This is a genomic window from Bacillus suaedaesalsae (genome assembly GCF_016890225.1).
Taxonomy (GTDB): domain Bacteria; phylum Bacillota; class Bacilli; order Bacillales; family SA4; genus Bacillus_BS; species Bacillus_BS suaedaesalsae.
This window is the reverse complement of the sequence record NZ_JAFELM010000043.1, coordinates 134292-156112: the sequence shown is the minus strand read 5'-3', so window position 1 is coordinate 156112 and position 21821 is coordinate 134292. Positions and strand designations below refer to the sequence as shown.

The 21821-nt window shown below is 35.3% G+C and carries 26 protein-coding genes; 4 read left to right on the top strand and 22 right to left on the bottom strand.

Annotated elements, in window-relative coordinates; genetic code table 11:
- The first annotated feature begins 27 nt into the window (after window positions 1–27).
- Window positions 28–561 carry a hypothetical protein gene (locus JR050_RS17430; protein WP_204204902.1) on the top strand — a complete coding sequence of 178 codons (534 nt, stop codon included), beginning with the start codon at window positions 28–30 and terminating at the stop codon, window positions 559–561.
- Window positions 562–619: 58 nt separating this feature from the next.
- On the opposite strand, the gene JR050_RS17425 is transcribed toward JR050_RS17430, so the two are convergent.
- A complete protein-coding gene (locus tag JR050_RS17425) occupies window positions 620–1093 on the bottom strand; it encodes an NUDIX hydrolase (RefSeq protein WP_204204901.1) in 474 nt (157 codons plus the stop codon).
- A 120-nt stretch (window positions 1094–1213) separates the two neighbouring features.
- Window positions 1214–1675, bottom strand: coding sequence for a hypothetical protein (locus tag JR050_RS17420; RefSeq protein WP_204204898.1), 462 nt, complete (start codon window positions 1673–1675; stop codon window positions 1214–1216).
- Window positions 1676–1847: 172 nt separating this feature from the next.
- On the opposite strand from JR050_RS17420, the gene JR050_RS20615 reads away from it, so the two are divergent.
- Complete coding sequence (locus JR050_RS20615; protein ID WP_283244094.1) at window positions 1848–1982, top strand: hypothetical protein; 135 nt, start codon at window positions 1848–1850, stop codon at window positions 1980–1982.
- A gap of 45 nt (window positions 1983–2027) precedes the next feature.
- On the opposite strand, the gene JR050_RS17415 is transcribed toward JR050_RS20615, so the two are convergent.
- From JR050_RS17415 to JR050_RS17395, 5 genes are all read right to left on the bottom strand, one after another.
- A complete protein-coding gene (locus JR050_RS17415) occupies window positions 2028–2513 on the bottom strand; it encodes a hypothetical protein (protein WP_204204897.1) in 486 nt (161 codons plus the stop codon).
- A 55-nt stretch (window positions 2514–2568) separates the two neighbouring features.
- Window positions 2569–2904: a zinc ribbon domain-containing protein YjdM gene (locus JR050_RS17410; RefSeq protein WP_204204895.1), complete on the bottom strand. Its 336-nt coding sequence runs from the start codon at window positions 2902–2904 to the stop codon at window positions 2569–2571.
- A gap of 202 nt (window positions 2905–3106) precedes the next feature.
- Window positions 3107–4117 carry a F510_1955 family glycosylhydrolase gene (locus tag JR050_RS17405; protein ID WP_204204894.1) on the bottom strand — a complete coding sequence of 337 codons (1011 nt, stop codon included), beginning with the start codon at window positions 4115–4117 and terminating at the stop codon, window positions 3107–3109.
- A gap of 70 nt (window positions 4118–4187) precedes the next feature.
- Window positions 4188–4694 carry a GNAT family N-acetyltransferase gene (locus JR050_RS17400; protein ID WP_204204893.1) on the bottom strand — a complete coding sequence of 169 codons (507 nt, stop codon included), beginning with the start codon at window positions 4692–4694 and terminating at the stop codon, window positions 4188–4190.
- 485 nt (window positions 4695–5179) lie between these two features.
- Window positions 5180–6388, bottom strand: a complete 1209-nt coding sequence (locus JR050_RS17395) for an MFS transporter (RefSeq protein ID WP_204204892.1) — start codon at window positions 6386–6388, stop codon at window positions 5180–5182.
- A gap of 155 nt (window positions 6389–6543) precedes the next feature.
- On the opposite strand from JR050_RS17395, the gene JR050_RS17390 reads away from it, so the two are divergent.
- A complete protein-coding gene (locus JR050_RS17390) occupies window positions 6544–7911 on the top strand; it encodes an MATE family efflux transporter (protein WP_204204891.1) in 1368 nt (455 codons plus the stop codon).
- A gap of 50 nt (window positions 7912–7961) precedes the next feature.
- Here the strand turns inward: JR050_RS17390 and JR050_RS17385 are convergent, their stop codons facing one another.
- From JR050_RS17385 to JR050_RS17365, 5 genes are all read right to left on the bottom strand, one after another.
- Window positions 7962–8345, bottom strand: coding sequence for a hypothetical protein (locus JR050_RS17385; protein WP_204204890.1), 384 nt, complete (start codon window positions 8343–8345; stop codon window positions 7962–7964).
- Between the two features lie 23 nt (window positions 8346–8368).
- Entirely contained in the window at window positions 8369–8608 is a 240-nt protein-coding gene (locus JR050_RS17380; protein WP_204204889.1) for a hypothetical protein, read from the bottom strand.
- 211 nt (window positions 8609–8819) lie between these two features.
- Window positions 8820–9650 carry a deoxyribonuclease IV gene (locus JR050_RS17375; protein WP_204204888.1) on the bottom strand — a complete coding sequence of 277 codons (831 nt, stop codon included), beginning with the start codon at window positions 9648–9650 and terminating at the stop codon, window positions 8820–8822.
- 111 nt (window positions 9651–9761) lie between these two features.
- A complete protein-coding gene (locus JR050_RS17370) occupies window positions 9762–10418 on the bottom strand; it encodes a hypothetical protein (protein ID WP_204204887.1) in 657 nt (218 codons plus the stop codon).
- A 34-nt stretch (window positions 10419–10452) separates the two neighbouring features.
- Window positions 10453–11211, bottom strand: a complete 759-nt coding sequence (locus JR050_RS17365; protein ID WP_204204886.1) for a nucleotidyltransferase domain-containing protein — start codon at window positions 11209–11211, stop codon at window positions 10453–10455.
- A 155-nt stretch (window positions 11212–11366) separates the two neighbouring features.
- Between JR050_RS17365 and JR050_RS17360 the strand changes: the two genes are divergently transcribed.
- Window positions 11367–11603 (top strand): cupin domain-containing protein, encoded by a 237-nt coding sequence (locus JR050_RS17360; protein ID WP_346726778.1) that lies wholly within the window; start codon window positions 11367–11369, stop codon window positions 11601–11603.
- Here the strand turns inward: JR050_RS17360 and JR050_RS17355 are convergent, their stop codons facing one another.
- From JR050_RS17355 to JR050_RS17310, 10 genes are all read right to left on the bottom strand, one after another.
- The gene (locus JR050_RS17355) at window positions 11604–11846 is read right to left on the bottom strand and encodes a DUF2164 domain-containing protein (RefSeq protein WP_204204885.1); all 243 of its coding nucleotides are present in this window, start codon (window positions 11844–11846) and stop codon (window positions 11604–11606) included.
- 3 nt (window positions 11847–11849) lie between these two features.
- On the bottom strand, window positions 11850–12920 hold the full coding sequence (gene murG / locus JR050_RS17350; RefSeq protein ID WP_204204884.1) for an undecaprenyldiphospho-muramoylpentapeptide beta-N-acetylglucosaminyltransferase: 1071 nt from the start codon (window positions 12918–12920) through the stop codon (window positions 11850–11852).
- 27 nt (window positions 12921–12947) lie between these two features.
- Window positions 12948–13871, bottom strand: coding sequence for an aminoglycoside phosphotransferase family protein (locus JR050_RS17345; RefSeq protein WP_204204883.1), 924 nt, complete (start codon window positions 13869–13871; stop codon window positions 12948–12950).
- Between the two features lie 182 nt (window positions 13872–14053).
- Complete coding sequence (locus tag JR050_RS17340) at window positions 14054–15211, bottom strand: homogentisate 1,2-dioxygenase (RefSeq protein ID WP_204204882.1); 1158 nt, start codon at window positions 15209–15211, stop codon at window positions 14054–14056.
- A complete protein-coding gene (locus JR050_RS17335) occupies window positions 15205–16137 on the bottom strand; it encodes a fumarylacetoacetate hydrolase family protein (RefSeq protein WP_204204881.1) in 933 nt (310 codons plus the stop codon). Before JR050_RS17335 ends, JR050_RS17340 begins: the two co-directional genes overlap by 7 nt.
- 5 nt (window positions 16138–16142) lie before the next feature.
- Window positions 16143–16754, bottom strand: a complete 612-nt coding sequence (locus JR050_RS17330; protein ID WP_204204880.1) for a flavin reductase family protein — start codon at window positions 16752–16754, stop codon at window positions 16143–16145.
- On the bottom strand, window positions 16755–17864 hold the full coding sequence (gene hisC / locus JR050_RS17325; RefSeq protein ID WP_204204879.1) for a histidinol-phosphate transaminase: 1110 nt from the start codon (window positions 17862–17864) through the stop codon (window positions 16755–16757).
- Window positions 17865–17981: 117 nt separating this feature from the next.
- A complete protein-coding gene (hppD, locus tag JR050_RS17320) occupies window positions 17982–19097 on the bottom strand; it encodes a 4-hydroxyphenylpyruvate dioxygenase (RefSeq protein ID WP_204204878.1) in 1116 nt (371 codons plus the stop codon).
- A 118-nt stretch (window positions 19098–19215) separates the two neighbouring features.
- Window positions 19216–20634 carry a dihydrolipoyl dehydrogenase gene (gene lpdA, locus JR050_RS17315; RefSeq protein WP_204204877.1) on the bottom strand — a complete coding sequence of 473 codons (1419 nt, stop codon included), beginning with the start codon at window positions 20632–20634 and terminating at the stop codon, window positions 19216–19218.
- Entirely contained in the window at window positions 20635–21810 is a 1176-nt protein-coding gene (locus JR050_RS17310) for a dihydrolipoamide acetyltransferase family protein (protein WP_430392897.1), read from the bottom strand.
- Window positions 21811–21821 lie beyond the last annotated feature (11 nt).

Here is a 21821-nt window from a genome sequence, read left to right as displayed (position 1 = left end):
CTTCCCTTAGATAGAGGAGGGACATATATGTATAAAAACTCATACACTATCCTATTATTTAGCTTTTTACTCTTAGTAGGATGTAGCCAAAATATAGTGAAATATTCTGAAACACCAATTAATGTAGTAAATACTTATTATAATAGTATCTCGAACGAAGACTATGAAACTACTCTTTCACTCTACCCCTCATCCTTTCAACAAATAACGAAACCAAGTGATTTGAGACAGGATTTTCAAGAAGTAAAAGATATTAAGATCAAGAAAATTATCGGATCACAAATAGATAACACTTTAGCACACGTGCTCGTGAGTATTGAAGTAACGACTATGGAGGATCTCCAGATTTATCACATTGCTCAACATGATATGAAACGTACAAAAGGTGTTTGGAAGTTTACAACTTTAGATCTTCTTAATAAAGATGAGAAAACCACCTTAATTAGTTTATGGGAAACACAGAAAGAAAACATCAAAAAAAATGCCACTCTCCAAAAACATATAGAATGGGTTATTGCACAGCAACAAACAGGTCTTCATGAACCAAGGGTTGTAGAGTAATGGTTTTTCTGACCAATCCAAACTATTGAATGAGCATGAAAATTTTTCAAACTAAAAATCAACATTTTTTCCCAATCTCCCCCTTTATAATCTGCGAAATAAACGGTTCAATATAACATTGATACTCTTTTGTTAAGCCTTCTGGTAAATTATGAAGGGGAAAATATTTTAATGAAACAGACTCACTCTTATTCATTTCAACTTCACCCTTTGCTTTGCGGCTGACATAAACTGCCGTTACCGAATAAAATTCATCACCATTTGATACTTTAAAATAGTAATCAGATCCTGAGAAAATACCAAGCAATTGTAGTTCATGTAATAGTAAGCCTGTTTCTTCCATTACTTCTCTTTTTGCAGTATCTTCTAGACTTTCACCTAACTCCATTAACCCACCTGGCAATCCCCATCCACCCTCAATTCTCTCTTGTAATAAGATTTCGTTTTCATCATTTACAATCAATACCACAGCTCCAGGTAGTATTAATGGCCGAGTTCCAACTACTTTTCTTAGTTCCTTCACATAATTCATATATTATCTGCTCCTTATACATTATCGTGTATAAGCAGTACTTCTCTTCAAGATGTTAGTTTTCCTTCATAAAAAAAGAACTTAAGATTTTCATCTCAAGCTCCTTCTCTTTAACTTTATTTACTTTTTACGAAAACCTTCTTCTTCTAAATATTGTCTTGCCTCGTTTAGTGAAGGGAACGTTCCATCTAACATCGATCCCGCATATACATTCCACATTCCTTCTTCATATATAAGTGTTAAAGTATGCTTTTCTGAGTTGATCCAAATTTCCTCATCAAAGTCAATTTGAGCTTCCTCTTCATAGTTTGAAAGTGACTCAATTGATTTTTTTATAATCGCTCTCAGGTCCTCTTCTGAAAAGTCTCTAATATTTGTCATTCCTTTTTCATCACTTGAGAACCCTTCAAGTAACTCTGAATATACATATCCATTTCCGTTTGGGTGTAAATGAAAAACAACATTCTTTTTGTCGTGCAAACTTTCTTCATATTGAAAGTTCACTCGCTTTAATGACACATCTTTTCGTGTTAATTCTGGAAAGGTTTCGATAATCGTTAATTTTTGTTCAAAAGTTAACATGTTGCCTCCAACTATAATTATTTGCATTGATTTGATACCATTATAGCACTAGAAGTGCATACATAAAAATATTGACTAAATTTGTCGCAAGAATGTTGGTGCTTTTAGGAACCATTTGTTGTTAAAATAATTTTTGTGTCGATGAAGAAATGGAGAGGAGCTTATTCGTACTATGGATCTTGTTATGTACAAAGGTTTTGAGTGTAAAGTCGTGTTTAATTACGGAAATGGTAATCTTGAAATTTTATACGGAAAAGATGTACTTCTTGTTAGTGAATCACAAATTAAATTTCTTGTAACAAATTAATGAATTTGAGGATTTTCCCATTACATAAAAAGAGGTATGAATTCATCATTCATAACCTCCTTCTGCCTTAGGTAAACGCTTATATTCTTCTTTATTAACAGCCATTTCGTGAATATAATTTTCTAGTTCATATAATGCGATAATTCTCTTTGGAGGATCACAATATGACATATAGTAGAATGAATTTGTTTCACCATTCATATGAATCGTCCATTTTGATAAGTTAGACGGTTCAACTCCGCATCCTTTTTCTTTCTTTACATTGAATTTTTTCATAATATCCAGTTCATTCATCTTCTCATAAATTTGCTGCATTTCATCACGAGTTAGTACAATGTCAGCTTCAATCTTTCCATTATTAATTAAATCTTTCACAACTTTGCCTTCAAATGTATCAATTCGATTGATGCCATTCACTCCATATGACAGACTAAAATTAAAATCTTCAGGTATTTTTTTATGATCATTCACTTTAAATGTGCAACCAGAAACACTTAGAATGAGGAAAATAGCAATAATGAAACGTTTCAATTTTTTTCGCCTCCGACTCTTTAGTCGAGTTGAATTCAAAATTGTTACAGCGATTTTAAACTTTCTTCACAAATTCAGATTTTAAACTCATCGCTCCAAAGCCATCAATTTTACAGTCAATATTATGATCACCATCGACAAGTCGAATGTTTTTTACCTTCGTCCCTATCTTTAATGAGGATGAGCTTCCCTTTACCTTCAAGTCTTTAATAATAGTAACCGTATCCCCATCCTGAAGTATGTTTCCATTTGAATCTTTGACCACCGATTCATCTTCATTTCCATATTCAGTAGCAGACCATTCATGCGCACACTCAGGACAAACAAGAAGATTTCCATCCTCATATGTATATTCATACTTGCATTTCGGACATTTTGGTAAAATAGACATATTTATACCTCCGTTTCGTTTTTAACACAAGAAGTATACCCCTATAATCCATAAAATCCTAGTTAAAAATTTCATACATGCACAATCAAAATGGCAAAAACACACCATTCCTTAAAGATGAGAAACAACTGTTAGAGCAGGACGGACAATTGTTACAGTTTGAAACCAGGAAAAAAGTAAGAGGCTAGCAAAAGCTAGCCTCTTACGATTGGTGATGAGTAGTTATCTTCCCTGCTTCAATAATGCTTGTCCAATTTTCACCGTTATCCAAACTTATCCAAACACTACCATTATTTGTCGCAATACTTATTTCCTTTTCATCATTAGGACTTATGGCCACATTTGTTATAACTTCATTACCCGCAAGTTCAGGAAGTTTCCTGTCTGTTAAGTCATCAGATTCTAGAGGCTGTTCTACTAATTTGAATTTACCTTTATTCTCCATTACATAAAGGATGGAGTTTTCTTTTAACACAAATGCATAAACAGGAACCTCTTCTGAGAAAAGTGAAAAAGTATCTCCATTATCGTGTGATAAATATAATCCTTTTGGAGTCGACAGACCGACAATATGTCCTAAGTTGGGATGAACTCCCAGGTTATTTGCACTAACGGCTGGCAGTCCTGATAGCTTACTTTGTATCCAATCCTTACCGTCTTTACTAAAAAATAAACCCGTTCCAATTTTACTATTAGGCTGCTCGTTGACAACATATATTTGATTTGATTCATAACTTGCTGCCATATAATGAAAATCAGACTCTCCATAAAAATTTACTTGCTCTAATGTTTGTCCAAAGTCATCACTAAATTGTAAACCAAGTGGATTTTTTAAATCGGATCCTTGTTCTGGGTGTCCACTACTGAAAAATCCTTCTTGTGTTGCTTGGAACCCCATATAATCATGATTATTTTGCTTCGTTTCAAACCATAAATGATCTGAATAAACCTTTAACCCATGGTGAGTGGCGATAAAAAGACCTGAGTCAGAATTTGGATAGCCAATTCCATGTATATGAGTAATTTTGTCATTTTGCAATGTCTGAAATCCTTCAAGTGAACTAAAATCAATACTCTCTGTAGAAATCTGTTGCTTTAATTCTTGGGATTCTTTAACATCGACACTTTGTTCTTTGTCCTCATTACTTCCAGCCGAACAACCTGTTACAAAAGCTAGTCCCATCATTAAACATACAAATAATATTTTCTTCAAAGTTCATACACTCCAAGCTTTTATATCTTATGTACCCCTTATTATTTCATATGAAACATGTGAAAACAAACTACAGTAATTTTCTTTTATATCTCAATGAAATATATGGGTCTGTATCCTTTGCTGCAAAAGTAGACACTTCACTTACAAATTTGAATCCTCGAGCTTCATAAAACGGAATACCTTTTTCATTATCTTTTAAGACCGAAACCCACTGATACTTTGCACCATTTTCAACTTGTAATCTTGTAATCTCTTCTAAAAGAAGAGTACCTATTCCTTCTCCTCTTCGGGTTGGATCTAAGTAAAGAACAAATAATTCTCCTTCCTCATCTCCAATCATTCCTCCACCACCAGCACCAATAACAACATTATTTTCTACAGCAACAATCCAACCGTCCCATCCTTCTGGTTTTTCTAATTCAGATTGAAGTCGGTCAACATTGTAAAATTCCTGTATCGTCCGGTCAATATACTCTTTTGCACATAATTTCTTGTATGTCTGTCTGTACCCTTCAGCGCACACTCTAGCAATTCCTTCTATATGATTAGCAGTTGCTTTCATTATTTGAATCAACTTTATCCACTCTCCTTCTTTATCTATTATTCTAACAAATATATTTTCGTTAGTTTTCCATCAAGTATGTAATTTTTCAAAAAAAGAGGCTGAGACATAAGTATTTCAGCCAATGATAAACCCGAACTATTAGGCAATATCTTTCACCTACTAGTTCGGGTCTTTATTTGTTGCTTTCAATAGATTTGTTTGATTTTGCATACTATTTTATAAAAACTAGTGGAGTGGAGCGGAAGACACTCGACTCCTGCGGGAAGTAGAGGAAAGGCTGAGACCCCGCAGTCGTAGCGAGGAGGTAGGTTTTTTCACGATAGTGAAAATAACCATCAGCTTCCTCCACGCGGTATCCGGCGAGTGTCTGCAGCGCAATGGAACGAACATGTTCTTCCAGCTTAACTGATAAAAAAAAGTATCATATTTAATAGGTAGAATAATTTAGATATTATTCGCTTTTGAGGATGATTTATTTAGTAATGTCCCAGCCTCTACATTGATTTTTCAACAATAGATTTTTGGGTTTGGGACCTTACATGCTTAATCACATAATAAGCAATTAACATAAACGAAGAAACACTAAATACAAGTACCATAAGGTGAAAACCAATTGTATCTAAGAATAATCCAGTTGCAAGTAATACCACCTGGAACATAACTCGATCTAACATATTTTTAAACGAGAAGAATCTTCCGTGATATTCCTTTGGTATCCTTGTTTGAAAGATTGTTGATACAATCGGAAAGAAAAAGCCTAGAGAAAGTCCTAGTAACCCAAAAGACATGAGTGAAAGAATCTGATAATCTGCGAAAAATAGTAAAGCTTGAGAGGCTGCAACTACTGAAGTGAACACGAACATTAATGTAATGTGATTAAACTTCTCAGACACACGTTTTACAAAAAAGGCACCGATCATAAAGGAAACTCCTTCAACAGTATAAATGAGTCCTTTCATTGTACTATCATCTTGCATTTCACTTATTTCAATTACCATTAAGTTAAAACCACCAAGAAAAAGCATTGGTACAATCGTTAAAATTAGAGCCATCATTGCGATCGGCAATCCTTTAATGATTGGGAGAACCTCTTTGAATCCAGCCGACTTCTTATTCGTTCCTTTCGGCGTTCCCATAAGGTTTTCTTCTTTTATGTTTAACAGGAATGTTGAAAGCAACAACAATCCATAGGCAATAAACGATGCAATATATAGTGAGTATAAACTGATTACGACTAACATTGCTCCTGCTAGAGCTGTTCCGATAATTCTGGAAATAGTTGAAACGTTCATATGAGCTCCATTCATTTGCAACAATTCTTTTTCTTCTACAATTCGTGGAATGAGAGCTTGTAAGGCAGGAAAATAAAACGCTGCTGATAATTGTATTGCAATCATAAAGGCAATCATCCAATAAATCGATTCAAACTCAATTGCCAAAAACATAAATAACACACTGATCATTCTACCTATTCCAGCATAAATAAGAATTTTTTTCTTATTCACTGAATCTATAATTCTACCAGCAAGAGGTCCAATCATTACCCCAGCTAATAGTCCTGTAAATAAAATTAGCGATTTTAGAAAATCAGATGGTACATGCTGTTGAAGGAATTCTAAATTCCCGATAATTCCAGTCCATAAACCAACACCCGCGATAAATTCACCAGTTAATAATATCCAAACATTTCGGTTTTTCCACATATGCTGTTGTCTCCACTTCCAAGTATTTCAATATATATAAATGATACCACGCTTGAAAGTATTTCGCTACACGAAATTTATTGAAATGGGTAAACAACCAACCTTGTGTTATAATTCAATTTGCTAATTGATTGATAGAGAATGAGGGACGCTTGATGTATCAAACAATAACAAGTAAAGAAAAATTCATTTTATATTTAAAGATTTTAGTACCGATTCTAATAACTCAAGTTGGATTATTTGCGATGAACTTCTTAGATATTATGATGTCAGGAAGAGCAGGAGCTACCGATTTAGCAGGTGTTGCGATTGGTTCTAGCTTATGGATTCCTGTCTACACTGGTTTAAGTGGAATTTTATTAGCAGTGACTCCAATCGTTGCGCAACTTATTGGGGGAAAAAAACAGCACGAAATCGCCTACACCGTGATGCAGGCAGTGTACTTATCAATAATTATTGCGATTATTGTGTTTATAATAGGGTTCTTCACTCTTCAGCCATTAGTAAATGCCATGGACCTAGAAGTACGGGTACACGAGATTGCCTATGATTATTTAATAGCGTTATCGATTGGAATCATCCCGTTATTTATCTATACGGTACTTCGTTCATTTATGGATGCCCTTGGCGAAACAAAAATGACAATGTGGATTACCCTTACTTCTCTCCCCATTAATGCAATACTTAATTACTTATTGATTTTCGGAAAATTCGGCTTTCCAAAACTAGGTGGAGTAGGAGCTGGATATGCAACAGCCATAACATATTGGGTTATTCTATTTATTACCATTTTGATTATTCAAAAACAAATCTCGTTTTCACAATACAATGTTTTTGCACGTTTTTATGCCATCTCTGTGAAAAAGTGGAAAGAATTACTTGTTATCGGAGTACCCATCGGGCTTGCTATTTTCTTTGAAACAAGTATTTTTTCTGCCGTTACATTATTAATGAGTGAATATGACACAATTACCATTGCAGCTCATCAAATCGCGTTAAATTTTGCTTCATTTCTTTATATGATTCCATTAAGTATCTCGATGGCTTTAACCATTTGTGTTGGCTTTGAAGTAGGAGCAAAACGAACAGTTGACGCAAAACAATATAGCATCATAGGAATTGGACTTGCCTTACTACTCGCCATTGTTACCGGAATTATTTTGTTCCTTTATAGAGATATCATTGCCACAATTTATAGCACGGACCAAGCTGTTATTCCGTTAGCTCAGCACTTCTTACTTTATGCAATATTCTTTCAGTTATCTGATGCAGTTGGCCAGCCAATCCAAGGAGCCTTACGTGGATACAAAGATGTCAATATATCTTTAATTCTTTCTCTTATTTCTTTTTGGGTAATTGGTTTGCCATTAGGATATGTTCTTGCACAATATACAAGCTTAGATGCATTTGGGTATTGGATCGGGCTAAGTAGTGGCCTCGCAGTTGGAGCTATTCTCTTGTTCGTTCGTTTATATTTAGTACAACGAAATTTTCATACAATAGAGCTTTTAAAAGGCAAATAAACATCAAAAGGATCAGGAAAACAAACTCTGATCCTTTTTCAACGATATATTTAATAAACTTCCCAATCACCATTTACTGAATGAACCTTCGTTATCTTACCCTCATCATTAAAAAATTCTATAGAAGTACGTTCTTTTTTATATTTTGTAATAGGAAACTCGAATTCTACTAAATCATATTCTGGATGATCTTCCATAAAATCAAGGTTAAACCTTAACATAACAGATCCTTCCCGAATTTCTTCTATCATTGTTTTAGCAATATTGTTCTCTTCAGATAACTTATTAGCTAATTCTCTTTGGTTACGTTCCATCCAATAAAGCTCATCATAACTAACAATCTTTGTTACTGTTTCTTCATGTTTTTCATAAGGAGAGCAACCTAGAATTAGTACGAACAATACAGTCATAAATGGTAGAACTATTTTCCTCACAAAGACAACTCCTTACAAGGTTCTCAACTTATAATAGCTATTACAAACAATATAATATGAAAAATAATAGGCAATAGCATGACGATATACCCAATTTTTCTCCACTTAAAATGAAGCGAGAAACCAACTACCCACAATGCAAACCACCACAACCATTTATAATCTGGTAGTGAGCCTTCTCCTAACGCAGAGAAACCGATAGCTAACAGTGTAAGGCAACTAATTAATACACCACTAATAATAATGAAACTAATTCTAAACAATCTATTTACGCCCCCTTAAAACGAAAATACAATTTTGACCTAAATAAAAAACCTCACTAATAAAGTAAGGTTCTTCTATACATATTCGCCATAAGGAAAAATTATCCTTTTTTTAAGAAAAGTGGTTCTGTTACTTAATAATGATCAAAAATCATCATAGATATTTAACAAAGCATATAAATTAGTTCAGCTAAAAACTCTTCTTTCTGTTCTAGCCTTCTGAATACTGAAGTGTTCTTATCAAACTAATTTCGGTTTGATGGTCTTCACCTGGTGTCTCAAGGACAAAAGGTAAATCCCTAAGCTTTTTTTCTTGTAGTAGTTGGCTAAATACGTTTATGTCAATTTTCCCACTATCTATATTCGCATGACGATCCATTCCTGAACCATTTTCATACTTGGAGTTATTCAGGTGGATTACCTTTAAATGGTCGAAATAGGAAAGCTCAATTCCTTTTTGTATAAATTCATCGTGTTTCTCACCAGTCCAAACGTCACTAGAAAAAGCATGGCATGTGTCTAAACAAAAACCAATCTTATTAGGAAACTGACAAAGGCTACGTACTTGTACTTGTTCTTCAAGTGTTGTACCCATTATTCCTGATTTACCTGCTACATTTTCAATTAACAATAACGCATTACCTTCCCAATTTCTGAGAACTTCATTTAACATCTCAATCATAACTTGATAGCCCTTTAATGGGTCATAAGAATCGATTTGACTACCAAAATGAACAACAACACCAATGGAACCACATGCTTCTGCTATTTCTAAATCATTTAAAAGCGAATCAATGGTGATCTTTCGTTTATCATCAGAGGGTGTTAGATTGGTCGGATACGGCGTATGTGCGACCGAGATGATAGAGTGTTCTTCACAAAAGTCCTTACACCCCTTCGCATCATAGGAATTATATTCTTTTACAGATAAGCTTCGAGGATTTTTTGGGAAGTATTGATAGGCGTTTGCTCCTAATTGTTGTGCGGTCTTTGCTGCTCCTAAATATCCATCTCGAATACTAACATGACAACCTGCTAACAAAATGAATCACCCTTTTTCCAAGTTAATTTTATCCTCTCCTTTTTAGAAAAATCTACTCAGTTCTTGAATAAAAAGGTGAGGGCTACACCACCAACCCTCACGATCTAGTATTTATTCAACTGGTGGAAAAAAGATATCCGACTTTTTCACAATAAAACTTGCGCCACCAGCACAACTTAAGGCAACAAACTGTTCTTGTTCATCTGAGAGGATACACGTTTGGTCAACTTCAGTTTTGGTCGTTTCTGTTCCTTGTATTTCCGTGAATAAATTCACTTTATATACGTTCGTTCCTTCTTTTAAAGTGATTGGACTTTTTACCTTTGATTGAGTTTCTACTGTATATAATTGTGTATCCGGTTCTTTAATCCATCCTTTCATATTTGCTGGTGTATCAAATACCGGCATCGTAACGTATAGCCAAACTTCTTGATTAACTTCTACAAAATCCTGTACTTCTACAACTGTATTCGGCTCAATTTTATTTAACACTTGAGCATCTACTTGTGGGATTAGCAGCAGTGGTACCTCTTGTTCAACAAATCTTCGTTTATCCTTACCTTCTATGTAGTTTAACGTTAGACTCCCCTGTTTCAATTGGACTGGTGTTAGTTTTTGTTGCAATTCTCTATTCTCAATCTCTAAAGCTTCTATTCTTTTTTTATATTGATCTGCTTCAGCTTGTATACTTGCAATTTCATTGTTGGAGCAACCACAAAGTATAATAGCAAAAGCAAAAAAAATACTACATATCTTTATCGGTTTCATCTTTTACTCTCCCATCAAAACAGGAATTTCTTTTTTAGAATTCCTGTTTCGCCATTTTTCTAAAGAATGCATTTAATTCATCATTCTGTGTTGTAGCAATATGATTATTTAGTTGGTCTATGTATAGCTTTGTATTATCTAGAGTTTCATCAATCCATTTTTTTAGTGTATGAACGACCTCAGATAATTCGCATACCGCATTTCTTTTACGTGCAATGATATCTTGGATTGATCCTTTAACCTCCTTTGATTCTATAATAGAAAGAACTCTTTCAATATGAACTGGTGGAAATTCTTTATACGTCATAATCCATTCACATAACAATAGTGGTCGTATCACATTCAAAAGTAGTTTTGTTGAAGGTTTCTTATCTAGTAGTTTTATGTTTGTTTTAGCCATATTGAAATAATGATGTAATAGTGGTTTTTCTTGGAAGTATCGTTGATGTAGGGATAGTAGCTGTTCTTTCACATCATTTTGGTTGAGATAATGAATCGAACTGTGCAGCCATTCTAATATAGATGGATTTTGTTTTTTTAGAAGCTGAAGAGACTTTTTCAAATCCCACCCTGAATATTCGATATGATCAGAGCTTTTTCCTTCTATTACTTGTTTTGGTTCATTAATTGATAAATATTGATTTATCGGATGAATAAAAATAAACCGAACGTCGTAATCACTCTTTTCATGGTGTAAATTCCAAGCACGACTTCCTGCTTCACAGGCATATAAGATTGTAACGTTATGAGAATGTTCAATTGTTTGAAGTAGAGATAAAATTTGTTCGTTCATTCTATCACCATCATTTATAATTATGTTCATATAGATTAGTATAAGGAGACTGACATGATTTTATCAAAACAACTTACGAAGCATTACAAGTGGGGAGAAAACTATGATGGTTGGTTTTTTGCCAAAATGACGAACAAACGATAATTTTAGAAAAGATGCCTCCTCATACAATGGAACAGAGGCATTATCATAAACATGCACAACAACTGTTTTTTATCCTACGAGGAACAGCATTGATTGAAATTGATGGAACTGTTTATGAGCTTCACGAGCAAGAAGCAATTGAGGTTGAAAAAGGGCTTCCTCATCAAATTTTTAACAAAAGTGAGGAAGCTGTTGATTTTCTTGTGATTTCACAGCCCCCAACTACAAATGACCGTTACCCATTGTAATTACTTTTGGATTGGTTTTTCAAGTAGATACAGTTCTTCTTCAAGAAGACTTATTCTTTCATTTAATACTTTTCTCGCATCAGTAATTGCCTGATTATATACGTATGGAGAAGCTTCCTTGAGTACAAAATCAAGAAAGCCCTCCGCTCCAATCGAACCGATTTCTTCACCACGTTCAAGTTGAAAATATTGTTGTACTTGTTCAATTAATCGTTCCTTTTCATTTCGTGGTATTTTTATCATAATCTATTTAGCGACCTCTTTAATTAAATTTAGTACAGGTTGAATCGAGAAATCACCTTCGTAATGGTCCATCTGAGCAATATATCGATCACGCTCTTGATAGATCTTCTGAACAATAGTTAGGAACTTTTCCTGTGTTAACTCTTCTTCTTGAAGTACTTCCGCATACCCTGCTTTTCGGAAAGATTCTGCATTGATGATTTGATCTCCGCGACTTTGTTCTTTCGTAAGAGGAATTAATAACATCGGCTTTTTTAATGCAAGAAATTCAAAAATCGAATTAGAACCTGCTCTTGTTACAACGACATCTGTCATGGCAAGAACATCTGGTAATTCATCTGTTAAATATTCAAATTGCTTATAGCCAGGTTGATGAAGTGAATGTCTGCTGTTTCCTTTTCCACATATGTGCACAATTTGGAACATCTTTAAAAGCTCATCTAAGTTAGCACGAATCATTTCATTAATACGTTTTGACCCTAAACTGCCACCCATAATTAAAAGGACTGGTTTTTGACTTGTAAAGTGAAGATCTCGCAATCCCTTTGCAGGGTCTCCTTTTAAAATTTCCTCTCGAACTATTGCTCCCGTATGAACGACTTTATCTTTTTCTTTTATATATTTTTCTGTATCCTTAAATGTCACACATAGCTTCGTCGCAAGCGGAATTGCGATTTTATTCGCGAGTCCAGGTGTAACATCTGACTCATGGATAATCGACGGAACTTTGTTAAGCTTTCCAGCAACAATAACAGGAACTGACACGAACCCACCTTTTGAGAAGATAACGTTCGGCTTAATTTTTCTTAGTAGACGATAAGCTTGATACGTACCTTTTAATACATTGAAAGGATCCTTCAAGTTTTTCCAATCAAAGTAACGTCTGAGTTTACCTGTTTCAATCGGGTAATACGTTACGTCATCTACCTTGGAAATAAGGTCTCGCTCAATCCCATTTTTGGACCCTATATAACTAACATCCCAGCCTTCTTTTTGGAAAAGCGGAATTAATGCTAAGTTTAAAATAACGTGACCTGCTGAGCCACCACCTGTAAATACGATTTTCTTTCTCATTGTAACCCTCACTATTCTGTTTATTTTCTATAAGCTGTCTATATTGTCACAATCAACGTACCAACTAGGAATGTGACTTGTAAATTGATTATGGTCTTTCAAAATTTGATGTAGATTCCCAATCATGGAATTAAGTAAGCTCGGTTCTTGCTTAAGTGACCATAAAATCGAAGAAAAAATACTCATACCCATATATACGGTATAAATTTTCCAGAATTCATCTGGAACGCTATTATCAAAATAACCATGTAGCTGCCCTACCGCAAAAGGAACACTTACATGGGTAGTAAATAATCCAACTTTATAAAAGTCATGATAAGGATCTCCCCAGTCATAACGATTAAAATCAATGACACCATTGTATCGACCTTTATGAAAAATAAGATTGCCGGGATGGAAGTCATCATGTTGAAAAGTTGACGGTCTATTTTTTAATAGGTCCACATTTTTTTCAATAAAACGTTGGATGTCCTCTGCATGTTCGAAAACAAATCCGCAAGTTTTATATGATTCATAATAAGACATATGCTTCTTCCATTTTTGTTCATACCAATTTTGAAGGTCAACAGGAGCTGGAATAGAATGCATCATTTTTAACTGTCTGCCCGCTTCAAATCCCATTTTATACTGAATATCTTCAGAATGTTTCCGTAATGCCTCTTCCCCATCTTCACCTTCAATAAAGCCTAACACCATACAAATGTTACCACTAGGAAGGACATGAAAATGTAATGGCTCTGAACATGTCACACCTAGGCGATAAACGGTCGCTAGTACGTCAAATTCATCCTTCTTTCGTTTATATGAATCAGGACTTGAAACACGAACTAACAAAACCGTCCCATCCTTTAGTGAGACTTTATACTTTTCGTCATTTGAAAATCCTTTATGAATCTGTACAATATCTTGTATTTTATATTTATCCAGTAAAAACGTTTGAAATTCGTGCATTCCTTCCTCCATTATAAAGGGTAACCACCTTGCATAAGTAGATCGTTTTCTAACTGTTCGTGAATAAGCATTTAGTAAACAACTTTCAAGCAGAAATTCTATATTTTTGTAAATTCTATTATAACGTGTATTGTCATTTATTTGTTCAAAAACGACAAAAAAGTGAGCAAAACGCTCACTTTTTACTTTTCAATCCATGTATACATATAGTTTTGATCCTCAATAGATTGAGCTTTTTTTACAACTTTAAGTGGTTTGAAGGTATCGATCATAACTGCTAATTCTAACGTTTCCTTCTTACCGATACTTGCCTCTGTAGTACCTGGATGTGGCCCATGCGGAATTCCACTTGGATGAAGGGTAATTGATCCGCGTTTAATTCCTTTTCTGCTCATAAAATTACCTTCAACATAATATAAAAGTTCATCACTATTGACGTTGCTATGATAATACGGTGCTGGAATTGCCTCTGGGTGATAATCATACAATCTTGGCACAAACGAACATACAACGAAGTTATGTCCTTCAAACGTTTGGTGAACGGGAGGTGGCTGATGAACTCGACCTGTAATCGGTTCGAAATCCTCAATATTAAACACCCATGGGTATAGATACCCATCCCAACCAACTACATCAAGTGGGTGATGATTTAACACATGGGAATGCAAATATCCACGAGATTTCGTGATGACCTCGAACTCCCCTTTTTCCGCATATGTTAACAGCTTCTCAGGTCCGCGAATATCTCTCTCACAAAACGGGCTATGCTCAAGTAATTGTCCATATTCATTACGGTAGCGTCTCGGTGTTGTAATTTGACTAAATGCTTCCACAAATAATAGCTTCGTCGGTTCACTTGGTATGACGCGGTAAATCGTACCAATTGGTATCATTACATAATCACCAGGACGATAAGTAATCGTACCAAACATCGTTTCTACCTTACCTGTTCCATAATGGACATATAACATTTCATCTCCATCACCATTACGGTAATAACTCTTCATTTCCTCTGTTACCATGACTGTTCCAATTAATAAGTCACTATTTCCTAATAAGTACTCCCTCGCAAATAGCGCGTCACCAACCGCCTGTATATCTTCTGTTAATAAATGACGATGCTTTAACGATTCATCTGTTTCATACTCGGGCAGATAGGATGATAGTATTTGAGAACTCACCACTTCTGTAGGCAGATGGTGATGATAAAGGATGGATTGAGTTCCAGAGAATCCCTTAGTCCCCATTACTTGCTCCCGAAATAAAGAGCCATCTTCTTTTTTAAACATCGTATGTCTTTTATGTGGTATTTTGCCCATTTGACGATAATACATCAACATTCACCTGCTTTTTCATTAATAATCGTATTCTTCAACGCTCCAAGCCCTGTAACATTTAGCTCAACTTCATCACCAGAATCTAGCCATCTATGAACTTCTTGGCCTAGTTCTAGTAAGCATCCCGTTCCAACAGTACCAGATCCAATCACATCTCCTGGGTATAAAGAGACTCCCTTTGAAGCTCTCTCTATCATTTCATTGAAGGAATAATAGATGTCCTTAAAATTCCCTTTCGATAAAAGCTTACCATTCACAGTAGCTGTCATTTCTAAATTGTAGTTATCTCCGTCTCGATACTGTTCAAGTTCGTCTTTCGTTACAAGCCAAGGTCCTAATGAAGTTGCAAAATCCTTCCCTTTAGCGGGTCCTAAACCAACTTTAACTTCCTGTGCTTGTAGGTCTCTAGCACTCCAGTCATTCAAAATACAAAAACCGAATATATAGGAATGAGCATCTTTAACTTTAATATTTTTGCCTTCTTTTCCGATGATGCAGGCAACCTCAAGCTCATAATCCAGTCGCTGAGTAGCTTGTGGCTTCTCGATTTCTTGATTGGGTCCTTTAATGGCTAGATGATTAGAAAAATAAAAAACAGGAATTTCATACCATTCTGGTACGACATCAAGTCCTCTTCTCCCTCTCGCTGTTCGAACATGATCTAAAAATGCATAGAAATCTCTTACACTAGTAGGTCGCTCTAAGGGCGCTTTCAATATCACACGATCAAGTTGATAAACCCCTGTACTTGGTAGAGCTTTAGACAATGAATCTACTAGATCCTTGTATTCATCATAATTTTCAATGAGTTCCAACATTTTAGAAGGTAACTTTCCATTCGATGCTTCTTGCATATCAATAGCATAATCATCATGTATCCATCCACCAGCAACTTCACCAGATGGCTTTTGAAATGTAATAAATTTCATTCACGTCACCTTTTTCTAACAATTTCAAATGTGTCAGTCATAGGTCTCGTATACATATTTCCTGTTAATCTACCAATTGGGTTTAGCAATTCAGTATTAATTTTTCCGTCATAATAAAGTTCATCATCAATATGAACATGCTGTACTTTACCAATTACAAGACTTCCACTTCCTGCATGTTCACCAAAATGTAATACATCATGAAGAACACACTCTAAGTGTACTTTGCATTCTTTTACTCGGTATGGTCTAACAGATTCACTACGTTCCTTTGTAAGACCCGATACTTCAAACTCATCAATTCTCGCTTCAAATTCAGGAGCTGTGTCATTCATTTTCTGTGCTAATGAATCACTTACGATATTGATGACAAACTCTTTTGTTTGTTCAATATTAATAAGTGTATCCTTCTTATCACCGGTGCTGCCTCGTCTCATCGGAGAAAAACAGATTAATAGCGGATCAGCACAAATAGCTGTGAAAAAGCTAAATGGAGCAAGATTTGAGTTTCCGTATTCATCCATCGTTGAAACAAAAGCAATCGGTCTTGGAACAATCGATCCTACTAGTAATTTATATGCATCTTGCCATGGTAATGTATGAGGCGTGATATCCATCTACTTGTATTCCCCCTGTCTTAGCTTTTGTTCGAGAATTGAAACGAATTTTTGATTATCATTTCTTGTACCAATTGTATAGCGGATTTTATTTGGAAAACCTAATAAACTCCCTGTTCGAACAACAATGCCATTTCGAAGTAGTTCATTTGTTATTTCATCACCAGTACATCCACAATCAATCATCATAAAATTTGCTTCTGAAGGAAAATAAGTTAGTCCTAATTTCCCAAGCTCTTTTTCTAAAAATGCTCTCTCGATTTGATTTTTTTCTTTACACGTTTGAACATGAGCGACATCTCGAATCGAAATCTCTGCAGCCCGCTGCGCTACCTGATTTACATTAAACACATCTTTTACTTTTGTAAGTTGAGTTGCAATTTCTTCATTCATTACACCATAGCCAATTCGTAAACTCGCAAGTCCGTAAATCTTTGAGAAAGTACGTAAGATTACTAGATTAGAAAATTTACTTAACAGTGGTATTGTCTGCAAATAATCATCAGTCGTAACATACTCATAATACGCCTCATCAACTATCACTAAAATGTGTGAGGGAATTTGTTCGATGAAGGCTAATAGTTCTTCTTTTCCTACTATCGTACCAGTAGGATTATTAGGATTGCATACGAAAACCATTTTTGTCTTTACTGTAATTGCTTCAAGCATGCCGGATAAGTCGTGAACACCATTTACGAGTGGAACAAGTACCGGTTTTCCACCCTCTAGAAAGACATTGGATCGATAACGCGGAAATGTCTTGTCTGCCATTACAGCTTCATCGCCATAATTCAGATATGCTTTCGCGATTAGTCTAATCACTTCATCAGAACCATTACCGAATACAAGCTGATTTCGCTTAACATGAAGGTGAGTACTAACTGCAGCAGCTGAATCAGTTACTGAACCATCTGGATATAAATGAAGTTGTTCCGCTAAATTCGCTAAGTAGTTTTTCACCTTAACCGAGCAACCATAAATATTTTCGTTTTCTGACAACTTACGAATTTCTTTCAAACCAAACTCTTCTTGAATCTCATTTAAGCGTTTACCAAGAACGTAAGGTGTGATTGACTCCACTTCCGTTCTTGTTTTAATTTTAAGCATCATTTTGACACCATCCCTTCTTTGGCAATTAGAAAATGATAAATTTTGAAGGAATTATTGAGTTTCCTTATAAACCTATAGAAAAGGGAGATTACAAGTATCATCTCCCTTAACCATTACTTATAGATTTCCACGTTTTTCTTGTTCGCGCTCAATTGATTCAAACAGTGCCTTGAAGTTCCCTTCGCCGAATCCTCTTGCACCTTTCCTTTGAATAATTTCAATAAATAATGTTGGTCTGTCAACAATAGGCTTCGTAAAAATTTGTAATAAATATCCTTCATCATCACGGTCAACAAGAATATTTAACTCACGAATCTTTTCGATTTCTTCGTCAATCTGTCCAACACGCTCTGAAAGCATTTCATAATAAGAGTCTGGTGTGCTTAGGAATTCAACACCATTCTTTTTAAGTACAGCTACTGTCTTCACAATATCTTCAGTTAAAATGGCAATATGTTGAACACCAGGTCCATTATAGAATTCTAAGTATTCTTGAATTTGTGATTTTCTCTTTCCTTCTGCAGGTTCATTAATAGGGAATTTAATTCTTCCACCATTATGCATAACCTTAGACATTAGTGCAGAGTATTCAGTTGTAATATCTTTATCAGAAAAGTGCTTTAATTCTTTAAAGCCCATTACTTTTTCGTAGTATGCTACCCATTCTTCCATTCTTTCAACGTTACCTACTACGTGGTCAACGCCGATAATACCAGCATCTTCTGAAGGAATGGTAAATTCAGTAGGTACAAACCCTGGCATAAACACACCTTTATAGTTTTTACGCTCAATCAGTGTATGTATGGTATCACCGTATGTACCAATGATTGCTTTTTTAATCGTACCGTGCTCATCTGTTAATTCAATTGGAGGCATAATTTCAATAGCACCTCTTGATACAGCTTCACTGTAAGCCTTTTCAACATCAGCAACAGTTAATGCAACGTCTTTCACTCCGTCACCGTGTTTCTTAATGAATGAGGCAACTCTACTACTCTCTGTTAATGATCCAGTGATAACTAAGCGAACTTTTCGTTGCTGTAAAACGTAAGAAACAGTATCACGATTTCCAGTTTCCAAACCAGAATATGCCACGGGCTTAAACCCATAAGCTGCACAGAAAAAATGACATGCTTGCTTTGCATTTCCACTATAAATTTCTAAATAATCTACATCTGTTACTGGAAAAAAATCTTCAACTTCTGTTTGTGCTTTTAATGTTTTTTCTGACATTTTATTCCCCTCCCTATAATTCTAAAAATTATAAACTATCTGATTTTACTATACTTGTAATTGTCAGAATATCTCAAGAGTCTCGTTTAAAGCTATAACGCTTTGTAGTGATAAAGAACTAAACTAATTGTTTTGATTTTGGTGGTAAATGAATTGCCTTACCATTTAAACCTTCCACAGATTCTAGTAAACTTTCATTAATACTTGGATGTGCATAATATGGGAATGAAAAATCTTCTTCTCTAGCGACCATTTCAAGGCCAATTATACTTGTTGACAACAACTCGATTGCACCGTGTCCCATCATGTGCACTCCAACTATGATTCCGCTTTCAGCATCAGAAATGGTTTTAATAAACCCGTCTTTATTCCCAATTACACTAGCAAATCCATTTGACTGAATAGGTGCTTGTGAAACTTTAATCTCTTTATATTCAAACTTTGCTTGTTCTTCTGTTAATCCGACTGTAGCAATTGGAGGATTAGCGTGAATGACTGTAGGAATATGGATATCGTCATATTCGCTATTCATACCGGCAATTACTTCTGCTGCAACCTTCCCTTGTTTAATGGCAATAACGGCAAGCTTATGAGTTGTGGTAACATCACCAATTGCCAAGATATGAGGCACTGATGTTTGGCATTTGGAATTGGTCATAATAAATCCATCTTGATCACATTGAATAGGTAAGCGGTCAATTCCAAGTCCTTCTATATTCGGTTTCTTTTCACGACTAACAAAACAATGTGATCCTTCAAGAGTAACTTCTCCGTTTTTCATTTCTATCGTAACTTGAGCAACCTCGTTATCTCCTCTAACGCTCCGGAGTTTACTACCTTTATAAATTTTAATTTTAGCCTTTTTTAACATACGTGTTAGTTCACGATTAATTGAAGTATCTAGTTTGAAATCCTCTTCTTGTAAACAAATAGATACTTTAGCCCCTAGTTGTTGAAAAACCATCGCTACTTCAATAGAGATGTAGTCTGATCCATAAACAATTAAATGATCAGGTATTTTTTCAAGAGAATAAATCGTTCTCTCGTCTAAGATAAGCTCTGAATCTGTTACAGCCGATTTGTGTAGTGAAGCTCCTGCCGCTATAATAGCGTTTTTGAACTTATAAACATCAAATTGATGACCAGACTCTACGCCAATCTTTTCTTCTGATATAAAATAAGCAGTTCCATTTACAACATCTACTTTATTCGCCTTACAAAGTGCTTCTACACCAGAACGGAGTTGGGCGACTACCTTGTTTTTATATTGATGAAGCTGCATTAAGTTCAATTTGAAATCTTCTAGCTCTATTCCAAAATCATGAAAATTGCTTAAATCACTATACTTCTTAGCACTTGTTGTAAACACTTTTGAAGGAATGCATCCTTCATTTAAACAAACGCCACCTAAATTTAATTTCTCTACTAATGTTACGGATAAACCAAGCTGGGCTGCGCGAATAGCTGCATGATAGCCACCTGGTCCACCGCCTATAATCACAACGTTTCGTTCTTGAGCTAATTCACCAACAACCATTTACACCAACTCCAGCAACATAAAAGTAGGATTTTCTATTAATTTTGCAAAATGGTTCGTAAATTTAACTGCCGTTGCACCATCAACAACCCGATGGTCAAATGACATGGATACATTCATCATTGAGCGGACAACAATTTCATCTTTCTTATTCACAACTGGCATTTTCTTTGTTTTATGAAAGGATAACAACGCTACCTCTGGATAGTTAATAATTGGCGTTGCACCAATTGAACCACCTAGGGGACCTACGTTGCTAATCGTAAACGTACCACCTGAAACTTCTTGTATCGATAACTTGTTTTCAAGTGCCTTTTTCGTTAAATCCTTCATCTCTGTATGCAATTGTTTTAGATTCTTTTTTTCTACATTTCGAACAACAGGGACTATAAGGCCATCCTCTGTGTCTGTTGCAATACCCAAATGATGCTCATCAAGCAGACGAATGACTTCATTTTCTTCATCTAAAACAGCATTGAATATTGGAAACTCCTTTAATGTTAACGAGATCGCTTTTAAGAAGAAGGCGTTAGCAGAAATTTTGATTTCCTCTTCTTTTAGATGCTCCCTAATATTCATTAATTCTGTTACATCAATTTCCTCAAAGTGAGTGCAGTGAGGTATAGTAATTAAAGACTGCTGCATTTTCTTACCAATTTGCTTTCTACGACCCTTGAACGGAATGTCTGTACTATAAGGTTTAATAGGGACAACTGTCTTTGACTCAGTAACTAATTCCTCAACAATGATAGGGCTAGAATTAGATCTGATTTGACTGTAAACATCTTCATCTGTAATTCTGCCACCAGGTCCTGATCCTTGTATCTGTTCAATGTTAATTCCATTCTCCCTTGCAATCTTTCTTGTATATGGAGATGCCATAATTCGTTTTGACTTACTTTTATTCTCGGGTTGTTGATTAGAAGGCTGCGTTACAACAGTAGACTCATCCTCAATAATCATAACCGTCGTTCCTACACTGATTGTTTCACCTGTACCAACAACGATTTCTTTCACTACTCCAGATTTCGGTGCTGGAATTTCCGCCACCATTTTATCTGTTTGTACCTCGACGATCGGTTCATCAGCCTTAACCCGATCTCCCACCTTAACAAAAAAGTGAGTAATATCAGCTTCGGTCATTCCTTCACCAATATCATGAAGCTTCACTTCAATCATAAAAGTAC